Origin of the sequence: Actinocrinis sp., from assembly GCF_035938995.1 — a bacterium.
In the GTDB taxonomy this organism is placed as follows: Bacteria; Actinomycetota; Actinomycetes; order Streptomycetales; family Catenulisporaceae; genus DASZGI01.
This window is the reverse complement of record NZ_DASZGI010000329.1, coordinates 44503-57582: the sequence shown is the minus strand read 5'-3', so window position 1 is coordinate 57582 and position 13080 is coordinate 44503. Positions and strand designations below refer to the sequence as shown.

8 protein-coding genes are annotated in these 13080 nt (G+C 69.8%); 5 read left to right on the top strand and 3 right to left on the bottom strand.

Annotated elements, in window-relative coordinates; translation table 11 throughout:
- Positions 1-37: 37 nt before the first annotated feature.
- The gene (locus VGZ32_RS23540; RefSeq protein ID WP_326888345.1) at positions 38-1579 is read left to right on the top strand and encodes an MFS transporter; all 1542 of its coding nucleotides are present in this window, start codon (positions 38-40) and stop codon (positions 1577-1579) included.
- Between the two features lie 174 nt (positions 1580-1753).
- Here VGZ32_RS23540 and VGZ32_RS23535 read toward each other — a convergent pair whose 3' ends face one another.
- Positions 1754-3040 (bottom strand): NADH:flavin oxidoreductase/NADH oxidase family protein, encoded by a 1287-nt coding sequence (locus tag VGZ32_RS23535; RefSeq protein WP_326888344.1) that lies wholly within the window; start codon positions 3038-3040, stop codon positions 1754-1756.
- Between the two features lie 84 nt (positions 3041-3124).
- On the opposite strand from VGZ32_RS23535, the gene VGZ32_RS23530 reads away from it, so the two are divergent.
- Positions 3125-3739 carry a TetR/AcrR family transcriptional regulator gene (locus VGZ32_RS23530; protein WP_326888343.1) on the top strand — a complete coding sequence of 205 codons (615 nt, stop codon included), beginning with the start codon at positions 3125-3127 and terminating at the stop codon, positions 3737-3739.
- A gap of 53 nt (positions 3740-3792) precedes the next feature.
- On the opposite strand, the gene VGZ32_RS23525 is transcribed toward VGZ32_RS23530, so the two are convergent.
- Entirely contained in the window at positions 3793-5205 is a 1413-nt protein-coding gene (locus VGZ32_RS23525) for a S53 family peptidase (RefSeq protein ID WP_326888342.1), read from the bottom strand.
- 269 nt (positions 5206-5474) lie between these two features.
- On the opposite strand from VGZ32_RS23525, the gene VGZ32_RS23520 reads away from it, so the two are divergent.
- Together VGZ32_RS23520 and VGZ32_RS23515 are read left to right on the top strand one after the other, a co-directional pair.
- Positions 5475-6056: a YbhB/YbcL family Raf kinase inhibitor-like protein gene (locus VGZ32_RS23520; protein ID WP_326888341.1), complete on the top strand. Its 582-nt coding sequence runs from the start codon at positions 5475-5477 to the stop codon at positions 6054-6056.
- 57 nt (positions 6057-6113) lie between these two features.
- Positions 6114-6500 carry a PPOX class F420-dependent oxidoreductase gene (locus VGZ32_RS23515; protein ID WP_349263722.1) on the top strand — a complete coding sequence of 129 codons (387 nt, stop codon included), beginning with the start codon at positions 6114-6116 and terminating at the stop codon, positions 6498-6500.
- 394 nt (positions 6501-6894) lie between these two features.
- Here the strand turns inward: VGZ32_RS23515 and VGZ32_RS23510 are convergent, their stop codons facing one another.
- Positions 6895-8124, bottom strand: coding sequence for an ROK family transcriptional regulator (locus VGZ32_RS23510; RefSeq protein WP_326888339.1), 1230 nt, complete (start codon positions 8122-8124; stop codon positions 6895-6897).
- A 351-nt stretch (positions 8125-8475) separates the two neighbouring features.
- Between VGZ32_RS23510 and VGZ32_RS23505 the strand changes: the two genes are divergently transcribed.
- The gene (locus tag VGZ32_RS23505) at positions 8476-12966 is read left to right on the top strand and encodes a glycoside hydrolase family 3 C-terminal domain-containing protein (protein WP_326888337.1); all 4491 of its coding nucleotides are present in this window, start codon (positions 8476-8478) and stop codon (positions 12964-12966) included.
- The last annotated feature ends 114 nt before the right edge of the window (positions 12967-13080 follow it).

The following is a 13080-nucleotide window of genomic DNA, read 5'->3' as shown; positions in this document are numbered from 1 at the left end:
GATCCGCGGGCGACGGCAGGGCGAGGAGGTTGTATCCGTGGAGAAGAAGTGGTGGACGCTGCTGGCGGTGTGCGTCGGCACGTTCATGCTGCTGCTCGACGTCACGATCGTGGTGGTCGCGCTTCCCGACATCCAGCGCGGCCTGCACGCCAGCTTCGGCGACGTGCAATGGGTGGTCGACGCCTACGCGCTGGCGCTGGCCTCGGTCCTGCTGACCTCGGGCGTGCTGGCCGACCGCTACGGACGGCGCAAGCTGTTCGCGATCGGCCTCATCATCTTCACCCTCGGCTCGCTCCTCTGCGGCCTGGCGCAGACACCGCTGATGCTCACCCTCTCCCGCGCCGGGCAGGGCATCGGCGGCGCGATCATGTTCGCGACCTCGCTGGCGCTGCTCGGCCACAGCTTCCGCGGCCGCGACCGCGGGGTCGCCTTCGGGGTGTGGGGCGCGATCACGGGCGTGGCGGTCTCCCTCGGCCCGATCATCGGCGGGCTGATCACCACCGGGATCAGCTGGCGGGGAATCTTCCTAGTCAACGTGCCCATCGGCATCGGCGCGCTGGCCGTGGCCCGGTGGCGGCTGGAGGAGTCGCGGGCCGCGCATCCCGGCAGGCCGGACTTCGCCGGTTTCATCCTGCTCACCGCGGGTCTGATCGGCCTGGTCTACGGACTGATCCGGGCCGGGGAGACCAGCTGGGGCGACGTCGGCGCGATCACCGCCCTGGTGGTGGGCGGCGTCCTGCTGGCCTGCTTCGTCGCGGCCGAGTTCACGGTCGCCGATCCGATGTTCGACCTGCGCCTGTTCCGCAAGCCGACCTTCGTCGGCGGCCTGGCCGCGGCGTTCACGATGAACGGCTCGCTGTTCGCGATGCTGCTGTACCTGGTCCTCTACCTGCAGAACCTGCTGGGCTACTCGGCGCTCGCCGCCGGTACGCGCCTGCTGGTCTCCAGCGGTGCGATGCTGCTCGCGGCCACCATCGCCGGTCGGCTGAGCGAGCGTGTGCCGGTGCGCTGGCTGATCGGACCGGGACTGATCGCCGTCGGCATCGGCCTGCTGCTGATGGCCGGCCTGAACGCGGACAGCCAGTGGACACACCTGATTCCGGGCTTCATCGTCTCGGGCATCGGCTCGGGCTTCGTGAACCCGCCGCTGGCGTCCACGGCGATCGGCGTGGTCGAGCCGGAGCGCTCCGGCATGGCCTCCGGAATCAACAACACCTTCCGGCAGGTCGGCATCGCGACCAGCATCGCCGCGCTCGGGTCGATCTTCTCCAGCTCGATCCGGACACAGCTGACCCACGCGCTGGCCCCCACCCCGCAGCTGGCCGGACACGCCGGCCAGATCATCGCCGCCGTCCGCCAGGGCCAGGTGGGATCGGCATTCGCCGGCCTGTCGCCGACCGCACGGGCGACGCTGCAGACGGCGATCCGGTCAAGCTTCAGCGGCGCGCTGAACAACCTCCTGGTCGTCACCGCGTGCGTCGCGTTCGTCGGCGGAGTTCTCTCCCTCGCGCTCATCCGCCGCAAGGACTTCGTCGCCCGCGCGCCTGAGCCGGGGCAGGAGGAGCTGGTCAGGCAGTAAGCAGAAGACAGCGCCTCGCCAGACGCCGTCGGGCGACGACGGTGACCGGTGAGCGGATACCAGTGAGCCCGACGCACTACCCGACGCCGATCCACCCCGAGCAGTACAACGGCTCCTACGACTACGGGATCATCCGCAGCGCCTTGACTCCACCGACCGGTCCCCCGCGCCGGGTCACGCGTGCTGACCTGCTGGCGCGGCGTGCCCCGGCGGAGGCAAAGGCGCAGCCGGTGCCTGCCCTAGCCAGGCGCGGTAACGGCGCAGCGCCCGCCGCTGCACGAACTGGTCGCATGCCAGTGCGTATGCGGGGCGCGTGCCGAAGACGGGGTCGAGACCACGCGCCATCCGGCGCATCTGGTGCCGGACCAGCGCCATACCCGCAGCCGAGGCGAGGATCCTGTCCGACCAGGCCACCGGACGCAGCTGGCCGTCCGCTTCCTGGAGCTCTCGCCACCGATTCGGAAGATCAGGTGTTGCGGCGAGAGCGGTGCCGATGCCGACCATCTCGACACCGCCGGCGAGGACCTTCTCTGCCGTCGCCCTGCGCGTTATCCCGCCGGTGAGCATCAACGGCAGCGGGCTGGTTTCGGCCAAGTCGCTCGCCAGGTCGAGGAAGTACGCCTCACGCTTCTGGGTGCGCGTGTCGGCCGGGCGGCCCGCCATCGCAGGGCTCTCATAACTGCCGCCGGACAACTCCACCAGGTCCACGCCGAGCGGCTCGAGCATCGCGATCACGCGCCGCGCGTCGTCGGCGTCGAATCCGCCGCGCTGGAAGTCGGCGGAGTTCAGCTTCACCGCGACCGCGAACATCGGCGACACCGCGGCACGCACCGCCCGCACGACGTCGAGCAGCAGCCGGGCCCGGTTCTGCAGTGTGCCGCCCCACTCGTCGGTTCGCTTGTTCACCAGCGGCGACAGGAACTGCGAGAGCAGGTAGCCGTGCGCCGCGTGGACCTCCACACCGTCGAAGCCCGCGCGCTCGGCACGCTCCGCCGCCACCGCGAATCGGGTCACCGTGGCCGCGATCTGCTCCGGGGTCATGGCGATCGGCCGGCCGAACCGCTTGCTGTGTCTGCCCGCCTCGACGCCCACTCCGGATGGCGCCCAGACGACGCCGGGCATCTCGGCCTGCACTTGGCGGCCGGGATGGTTGATCTGCATCCACATCGCGGCGCCTCCGGACTTGCCGGCCCGCGCCCACGCCGCGAACGGCTCCAGCGGCGCGGCGGCGTCAAGCAGCACGCCACCGGGACCGGTCAGCGCCTGGGCGTGGACCATGACGTTGCCGGTGATCAGCAGCCCCGCTCCCTCGGCGCCCCAGCGCCGGTATAACTCCAGCAGCCGCGCGTCGGGCAGTTGCGCACGTCCGGCCATCCCCTCCTCCATGGCCGCCTTCGCGATCCGGTTACCCAGAGTGAGCCCGGACCGCAGCTTGAGCGGTGCGAACAGTTCGCCCGGCATCCTCGTCCCCTTTCGACCGCTACAATGTGAGCGCCGCTTACATTAGCGTGGGATGTGAGCACTGTCTACATGGGGAGTCGATCGATGCCGAAATCGGACGACACGTACCATCACGGCGATCTGCGCGCCGCGTGCCTGCGTGCCGCTCGGCAGCTGCTGGAGGAAGACGGCAGCGCCGCACTGTCGGTGCGGGCCGTGGCGCGGCGTGCCGGGGTGTCTCCGACGGCCCCGTACCGCCACTTCGCCGAGCGTGACACGCTCGTCTCCGCGGTCGCCGCCGAGGGGTACGTCGAGCTGGCCGGGCAGCTGGCCGCCGCGCACCCCTCGCCCTCGACGCCCGACGATCTCGCCGCGGTCGCCCTCGCCTACGTCAGGTTCGCGCTCGAGCACCCGGCGATGTTCCGGCTGATGTTCGCCGAACCCTGCGACCCGAGCAGTGAGGACCGGGTCGTCGCGACCGCCGTCATCTCCGAGTACGTCGGCGGCATAGTGCGGCGGGCGTTTCCCGGCGCCGACCCCGATGCGATGTCGACCGGGGTGTGGGCGCTGGTGCATGGTCTGGCGTTCCTGTACCTCGACGGCAAACTCGACGCCTCCGCACCCGAGGTCGTGGCCGGGCGCGTGGGCGCCGTGGTCCGCGAGCTGGCCTCGGCCGCTGCGGCGATGTCGCCGGCGGCGGCCGAGGCCGACCGGCCCTGAACCGGCCTGGGACCGGCCTGGGACCGGCCTGGGACCGACAGACCGTACCGGAATCACTCGCGGGTCAAGTTGTCCGCGAGCGCGAGGGCCGGGACGAACTTGGCCACGTCGACGGTGCCCCATCCGCTGGCCTCGTCGTAGCCGGGACCGGCGTTGTGTCCGGTGACGCCGTGGTCTGAGTTGTTGCCGGAGGTGATGTCGACGATGCCGGTCTCGGCACCTACCCACGGGATCTGCGACAGGTGCCCGAGCAGGTAGAGCGCCGGGTCGATGTTGCCGAGCCGGTGGCCCGCGGCCTGCTCGGCGAGGGCGACCACACCCGCGAACAGCGGGCACGACTCGCTGGTACCGCCGATCAGGTGCCAGCCGGCGTCGGACGGCACGAAGCTCTGGTAGCTCCACCCGGCCCCGGCGTGGGCCGCGCTCATCGAGATGTCGGGCTGGGCACGGTGGTTGCCGCTGATGACGCTCAGCCCATCCTGCCAGGACGGTCGCGCGAAGACGGTCGACTCGCCCCCGCCGCCGACGATCGGGTAGACGTCGCTCGGCACGCCGAGGACGTTGTCGTTGGCGACGACGTCCGGGGCCAGGCGGGTGCCGTCGTCGGCGATCAGCGGGAAGCTGCCGCCGATCGCGGTGACGAGCGGGTCGGAGGCCGGCCAGGCGGCCGCCGCGAACGGCAGCAGGCTGTTGCCGTCGAGCGCGATCCCGGTCGCCCCGTTGTCGCTGTCCGGAGCGAGCACCGAGACGTGGTGGGCCGCCGCGTCCTTGTAGGCGTAGCGCAGGCCGAGGATCTGCGAGGGGTCCGCGAAGTCGGGCTCCATGGTGCCGAAGCTCTGCGAGATGACGTCGCCGACGCCCTGGTCGATCAGGGACTTCTCCGCGTTCATCAGCTCGGGGAAGCCGGTCTCGCCCTGCGTCTCGTCGACCGAGGTCGCGGCCACGACGATCTTGGCGCCGGGGGCGATGGCGTGGGCGTACTGGACGTCGAGCGTCGCCTCGATGGCCCAGGCGACCATGTCGCCGTTCGTGGGGTCGAACGGGGGCATCGTGCCGAACTGCCGGATGTCGAGGGTGGTGGCGGGCAGGCCCCACTGGGCGTCGAAGACATCGAGGTCGTGCTGGAGCGTCGGCGACCCGTAGGAGACGACGACCATGATGGTCGCGCCCTTGCCGGTGATCCCGGACCGGTACAGGGGCGTGATGTCGTACGCCTTCTGATACTGCAGCGGGGAGTAGCAGCGGCGGCCGAGCTGAGCGAGGCACTGCGAGGACGACAAGGGCGTCGGCAGCACCGCCAGAGTGGTTGCTCCGGCCGAGGCCGGGATCGCGCGCGGGAGGGCATATGCGGCGGGGGCCGCAACAGGGGGCACGGAGGTGGTGGCGGCCGGGGCCGACAATGTCGCGGCGGCGATCGCTGTCACGAGCGCCGCCGTGCACGACGCTGCGCTTCTTCCCTTTCTCACGGTGACTCCTACGTCTCGCAGGGCTTGCGGCGGAGGTGGTGAATGAGCGGTACGGGCGGATGAGGGGATGAGGGGTGTGTCAGTGCCCTGGTGAAAGGTCGGGCGCGCGGTTTGCCCTCCATCGTCGTCGGCCGACGGGTTGGTGTCGCAGCTGGACAAAAAGAACAATCAACGCAGGACACGAGGGCGACGGGTACCGGAACCGCGTCGATGCGCGGCGTCGCGGCGGGCATAGGCTCTCCCCAGACAGATTCCGGCGAGGAGGAACCATGGCAGTGCTCGGCAAGATGCTGAAAAGCCGGCGGGCCGGGCAAGCACAGCTCGCCTGCAACGCGCCGAACCTGGCGCGGGCGGATATGCCGACGATGACGGTGAGCAGCCCGGATTTCGAGAACGGGGGCACGATCCCGCTCGTACACGCCGCGAAGCGGGTCGGCGGCAAGGAGTTGTCACCCGCTTTGACCTGGTCCGGAGCACCGGAATGCACGGCGCAGTTCCTGCTGGTCATGGAGGATCCCGACGCGCCCACGCCGAAACCGTTCGTCCACTGCGTCGCCCTGATCGACCCGTCGGTGACCTCCATCCCCCAAGGCGGGCTCAACCCGGCGACCGCACCGAGTGGCGTGCGTGTCTTGAAGCCGAGCATGGGAGGCCCCGGTTATCTCGGGCCGGCGCCGATCAAGGGCCACGGCCCGCACCGCTATGTGTTCCAGATCTTCGCGCTCGCCGACCCGGTGACCGCAGGCGCGACCGGCGCCGGCCTGGACACGGCGAAGCCGCGCGACGTGATCGCCGCCGCGAGCAAGCCGCTGGCCCGGGGTCGTCTCGACGGTTTCTACGAGCGGGCATGAAACCGAACCGGCGGTGGTTAAGCCGACGGTAACGTCCTACGAATGGAAAGACCCGACATGGTGGAGATTCCCGGCCGCGCCCGTGAGCTGCTGCAGCAACCACTCATCGTCCACCTGGCTACTACCCGCCCGGACGGGGCGCCACAGGTGAACCCCATGTGGTTCGTGTGGGACGGGGAGTTCCTCTGGTTCACCCACACGAACTACCGCCAGAAGTACAAGAACATCGCGCACGAGCCGCGGGTGTCGATCTCGATCCTCGACCCGGAGAACGGCTACAGCTACGTGGAGATCCGCGGTGTCGTCGACCACATCGACCCCGACCCGGAGGCGAAGCTCTACCAGCGTCTGTCCGAGCGCTACAACGGCGAGGCGGTGACCCCGCCGGACGCGGCACAGCGGGTGGCGGTGGCGGTGCGCCCGACGAAGGTCCACGCCCAGTAGCGGCCCGGGTCATATTGTCAGACCGCCGAGATGCTGGCTCGGCGGTCGGTGTGGGGTGTGGTTGGTGCGCGGTGTGGTTGGTGCGCGGTGTGGTTGGTGCGCGGTGTGGTTGGTGTGGGGTGTGGTTGGTGCGCGGTGTGGTTGGTGCGCGGTGTGGTTGGTGTGGGGTGTGGTTGGTGCTGCTCAGGTTGAGGCCGGGGGGCTAGCACGCCAGTGGAGCGTTGGCGGTGCAAGGGGCCGCGGGGTCCGGCATAGGCCGCCGATCCAGGACAGTGGCGGCGGGTGGGCACAGCGGCTCCGACCCGCTATCCGGCAAGAGAGCAGCGTGTCAGGCGGCCGGGAGCAGATCGAAGCCGAGCCGCTCAGCCACGCTACCCGGCACGAAGGCGACGGGTCAGGCGGCGGGCAAGAGATCCAAGCCCAAGCGCTCCGGGACACTGCCCAGCACGAGGGCGGCGGCGCCGCGCACACACGCGCTGTCGCCCAGGGTGCTGGGCACGATGCGCAAGGGCTCGATGTGCGAGGCCATGATGTTGCGGGCGAGCGTGCGGCGCATCGGCTCGAACAGCACCTCGCCTGCTGCCGCCAGGTCGCCGCCGACCACGATCAGCTCGGGGTTGAGCAGCATCACGGCTGTCGCCAGCGCGCGACCCACCGCGTCGCCTGCGTCCTCGAGCGCTCGCAGGGTGCCGCGATCGCCCGCGCGCAGCAGGTCGACGAGCTCTGACGTGGTCACCGGCTTTCCCCAGCTGCGGCTGAGCAGGCCGGCGATCGCGGGCGGGCTGGCCACGGTTTCCAGGCAGCCGCGGTTGCCACAGCGGCAGACGGCGCCACGCGGTTCGACCGTCACGTGGCCCAGCTCGCCCGCGAGTCCGCCGAAGCCGAGCAGCATGCGTCCATCGCAGATAACGCCGGCGCCGATGCCGGAGGACAGCCGCAGATACACGACGTTGGCGCACTCCCTGGCCGCGCCGAAGCGCCGTTCGGCCAGCACGCCGGCGTTGGCGTCGTTGATGATCCGCACGGTCAGGCCGGTGCGGCGGGTCAGTTCCTCCGTCGGCCGCATCCCGACCCAGCCGGGCATGATGCCGTCGGCGCGCATCGCCCCGGTCGTCTTGTCCACCGGGCAGGCGATGCCGAGGCCGAGGCCGAGCACGCGGTCCTTCGGGAGACCGAGCTCTGAGATCGCCAGGTCGATCAGCCGCGCGGCCGTGTTCAGCGCGCGGCGCGGATCGCCGTCGACGGCCATTTCCACGCTGCGGTCCCACAGCGTCGTTCCGACTAGGTCGGTCAAAATGGCGCGGACGTGATCGTGGCCGACGTCCAGGCCCGCCGCGTATCCGGCGCGCGGCTCGAGGGAGAGCAGCTGCGGGGGCCGGCCGGTCCGCGCCCCGGCGGGCGAGGGCTCGGTGGTCTTGCGCACCACTCCGGCGGCAAGCAGATCGTCCACGACGGAGCCCACCGTCGCCCGGGCCAAGCCGGTGCGCTGGACCAACTCGGCCCGGGAGAGCACGGGGCTGTCGGCGAGCGCGCGCAGCACCCGGACGCGGCCGAGGCTGGCGAGGTTGATCGGTGCGTCTGGAGAATCCGGGCCGCGCTGGGGCTCCGGGACTGCTGTGGCCACGACGCAACCGTACCAGCGGATTTAATCCTGATCTAGACATAACCGCGCGACCTCGGCACGCTGTGGGGTGGTGACCCGGCGGCCGTGGTCATCGATGCTTGACGAGGCTCAGTGTTGGATCATGCCTCTTGACAACGCTGTCATGATGCCAATGGCACACGGTCATTCCAGGGGAATGGAGCAGGGGCGCTCGGTTCCGACCCACGCGAGAGCGCTCAGTTCTGACCACTCACAGTAAAACAGCGTGATGGACACCACAGTGACGCGGCTTCCCCGCCGGATGCGGCGTCGCACGACTCCAACGGCGGAGGCGACATGCTATGGACGTTTCGACCGCTCAGGTCGCGGCGGATGCAGGCGCTGATCGCGGCGGCGGTGACCGGTGTCACCGCCGCTGCCGCGCCCGCGGCCACGGCCAGCAGCGCGGGGCGGGCAAACCCACTGCCCATCTATCTCGACACCCACTACAGCTTCCAGGCACGCGCCGCGGACCTGGTGTCACGGATGACGCTGCCGGAAAAGGTGGCGCAACTGAGCACGAACAGCGCGCCGGCGATCCCACGGCTCGGCGTGCAGCAGTACACCTACTGGAGCGAAGGCCAGCACGGCGTCAACACCCTGGGAGCCAACCAGGACAACGGCGGCAACGGCGGTCCGCCGAAGGCGACGAGCTTCCCGACGAACTTCGCGTCCACGATGACCTGGGATCCGAGCCTGGTGTATCAGGAGACCACGGCGATCTCGGATGAAGTGCGCGGTTTCCTGGACAAGTCGTTGTTCGGCACCGGGCAGAACAACCTGGGTCCGTCGGCCAGCGACTATGGGTCGCTGACATTCTGGGCGCCGACCGTGAACCTGGACCGCGACCCGCTCTGGGGCCGCACCGACGAGGCCTTCGGCGAGGACCCGTACCTGGTCGGGCAGATGGCCGGCGCGTTCGTGGACGGATACGAGGGCAACACGCTCTCCGGCCAGTCGCGGACTGGGTACCTGAAGGTCGCGTCGACCGCGAAGCATTACGCGCTGAACAACACCGAGGACAACCGCACCGGCATCTCCTCGAACGTCAGCGACACGGATCTGCGCGACTACTACACTAAGCAGTTCGCGAGCCTGATCGAGAACGCGCATGTATCAGGCCTGATGACGTCGTACAACGCGATCAACGGTACGCCGTCCGTCGCGGACACCTACACCGCGAACCAGATCGCGCAGCGCACCTACGGCTTCGGCGGGTACGTCACCTCCGACTGCGGCGCGATCGGCACCACCTATCAGAACTTCCCGTCCGGCCACGACTGGGCGCCGCCCGGGTACACCACCGACAGCAAGGGCGCCAACGGCACCTGGACGAACACCGCCACCGGCACCACCGTTCCCGCGGCGGCCGGCGGCCAGGCGTACGCGCTGCGCGCCGGTACCGACCTGAACTGCGCGGGCGGCGAGAACACGTTCGCGAACATCGAGGCGGCGATCAGCGCCGGCGTGTTGAGCGAGGGCGTGATCGACAACGCACTGATCAAGCTGTTCACGGTGCGCATGGAGACCGGCGAGTTCGACCCGCCGTCGCAGGTCCCGTACACCAGCATCACCAAGTCGGCGATCCAGAGCCCGGCGCACCAGTCCCTGGCCACCACGGTCGCCGACGACTCGCTGGTGCTGCTCAAGAACGACAACCTCTCGGGAACCAGCGCCCCGCTGCTGCCGCTGAACGCCGCCGCGACGAACAAGATCGTCATCGTCGGCGACCTCGCGAACACAGTCACCCTCGGCGGCTACTCCGGCGACCCGGCGCTCCAGGTCAGCGCGGTGCAGGGCATCACGTCGGCGGTGCAGGCGGCCAACCCCGGCGCACAGGTCGTGTTCGACGCCTGCGGCACTTCGACTACCAACACCGCCGCAGCCTCCTGCTCCTCGGCGACCATGTCGGACATCGGGTCCGCCGACGCGGTGATCGTGTTCGTAGGCACCGACGAGAACGTCGCGAGCGAGGGCAAGGACCGCACCTCGCTCAACATGCCCGGCAATTACGACTCGCTGATCAACCAGGTCGCCGCGGTCGGCAACCCCCGCATGGCGCTGGCCATCCAGTCCGACGGACCGGTGAAGATCAGCGACGTGCAGAGTGACTTCCCGGCCATCGTCTTCAGCGGCTACAACGGCGAGAGCCAGGGCACCGCGCTGGCCGACGTCCTGTTCGGCAAGCACAACCCCGACGGGCACCTGGACTTCACCTGGTACGCCGACGACTCCCAGCTCGCCCCGATGTCGAACTACGGCCTGACCCCCGCCGAGACCGGCGGACTCGGCCGCACGTACCAGTTCTTCACCGGCACGCCCACCTACCCCTTCGGCTACGGCCTGAGCTACTCCAACTTCAGCTACTCCGACGTCAAGGTCGATCACAGCTCGGTCAACGCCAACGGCGCCGTGCACGTCGGTGTCGTGGTGACGAACACCGGCACCACGGCCGGCAGCACTGTCGCTCAGCTCTACGCCGCGCCGTCATTCACCGTGTCCGGCGTGACGTTCCCGCAGGAGCAGCTCGCCGGCTTCCAGAAGACCAAGGTCCTGCGACCCGGCGAGAGCCAGTACATATCAATGGTCGTTCACCTGCCGGACCTGAGCATCTGGGACTCGAACGCGATGAAGTCCGTGGTCTACGACGGCACGTACGCCTTCAAGGTCGGCGCCAGCTCCGCGGACATCCGCGGCACTGCGGACGTGGACGTCACCGGCGCGCTGTCGCCCGACGTGCAGACCGTGACCGTGCAGCCGGACCAGGTCGACTTCCAGGTCGGCCAGACCCTCGACCTGACCGGTAAGAACCCGTGGATCGCGGACGACACCACCGGCGTCGGCTCCGTCCCGCAGGGCCGCAACATGAGCGTGACCGCCGACAACATCATCGAGGCCGCGAACAACGACGGCAGCTTCGTCGACCTGTCGAAGGCGCACGTGTCCTACCTCAGCAGCGATCCGAGCGTCGCCACGGTCGACCAAAACGGTCTCGTGACCGCCGTCGGCACGGGCACCGCCACGATCACCGTCACCGTGGACGGCGTCAGCGGCTCCATGCCGATCGTCGTCGGCCACGCCGTCTCGGTCAGCGCCCCGGCCTTGGCACAGCCCGGCCAGAACGCGACCGTCACCACCACGTTCACCAACACCGCGCCCGCCGCGTCCGGTATCTCAGGCACCGTACAGAACGTCGCGATGAACCTCGACCTGCCCTCCGGTTGGAGCGCGACGGCCAAGACCCCGTCGAGCTTCGCGAGCGTCGCCGCCGGGCAGAAGGTGACCACGACATGGTCGGTGTCGGTGCCGACGGGCGGTGCCGGCAACTTCACCCTGGACGCGGACGCCACGATCAACGGTGTGCACGACAGCACCGGCTACACACAGCTCGCCGTGCCGTTCTCCTCGCTGACCGCCGCGTTCAACAACTCCGCCGTCAGCACCGACGCCAACCGCTGCTGCGCCGACCTGGACGGCGCGGGCGCCAGCTATTCCGCCGAGGCGCTGGCATCGGTCGGCGTCACGCCGGGCGCGCCGTTCGTGCATGACGGGCTGACCTTCACCTGGCCGAACGCCGGGCCGGGTCAGCCGGACAACGTGGTGGCGGCCGGGCAGACCGTCGACATCTCCGGCTCCGGCTCCACGCTCGGCTTCCTCGGCACGAGTGCCTGGGGACCGGACACCGGCACCGGAACGATCGCCTACACCGACGGCAGCACGCAGCAGTTCACCCTCGGCTTCGGCGACTGGGCGAACGGCACCCCGCCGACCGGTGGCGACGTCGCGATCCGGTCGCCCTACGGCAACCAGCCCGGCAACAAGACGGGCTGGCAGGCCACGATCGACTACTTCCCGGTCACGATCGATTCGACGAAGACCGTGCAGTCGGTGACCCTGCCACAGGGCGACCCGCAACCGCAGCCGGGTACCCCGCCGATGCACATCTTCGGCATGTCGATCAAGTCGGACAACCTGTCGATCACCGCGCCGCCGGCGATCGAGCCGGGCGGATCGGCGACGGTCACCACCGCGCTGACCAACCCGTCGTCCTCGGCGCTGAGCAACGTCGCGCTCTCGCTGAACCTGCCCGGCGGCTGGTCGGCGGCGAATACGACGCCGAACACCTTCGCCGCGGTCGCGGCCGGGGCCACTGTCTCGACCACCTGGTCGGTCACGGTGCCCTCCGGCCAGCAGCCGGGGCCGCAGGTGATCGCCGCGACCGAGAGCGTCGGGGGCACGCAGGTCGGCATCTCCGGCGCGCAGACCGAGGTGCCCTACTCGTCGCTGACCACAGGGTTCAACAACGTGTCCATCACGGACGACTCGAACCACGGCCCCGGCAACATCGACGGAGGCGGAAACAGCTTCTCCGCCCAGGCGCTGGCCGCGGTCGGGCTCTCGCCCGGCGCCCTGTTCACCGTCAATGGACTGACCTTCACCTGGCCGAGCTCGGCCGCCGGCACCAACGACAACGTCGAGGCCGACGGACGCGCGATCAGCATCACCGGCAGCGGCACCACGCTCGGGTTCCTCGGCGCCGCCGCCAACGGCCAGTCCTCCGGCACCGCGACGATCACCTACACCGACGGCACCACCCAGCAGTTCACCCTCGGATTCGGCGACTGGGCCGGCACCACGCCTTACCCCGGCTCCCAGGTGGCGGTGACCTCGGCCTACGGCAACACCTCTTCCGGCACCTCGCCGTGGAAAGCGTCAGTGTTCTACGACGCCGTGACCCTCCAGACCGGCAAGACGGTCCAGTCGGTGACCCTGCCCAGCGCCGGGTCCTCGCCACTGCACGTCTTCGCCGCGACCATCGGCTGATCCCGGGAGGGCAGCTGCGACCCAACAGCCCGCAGACCGTCTCTCCGAGACGGCCGGACGCGACCGACTCCCATCCACACCGCCCGCGCTGCCCACACCCACCGACCGGCCATG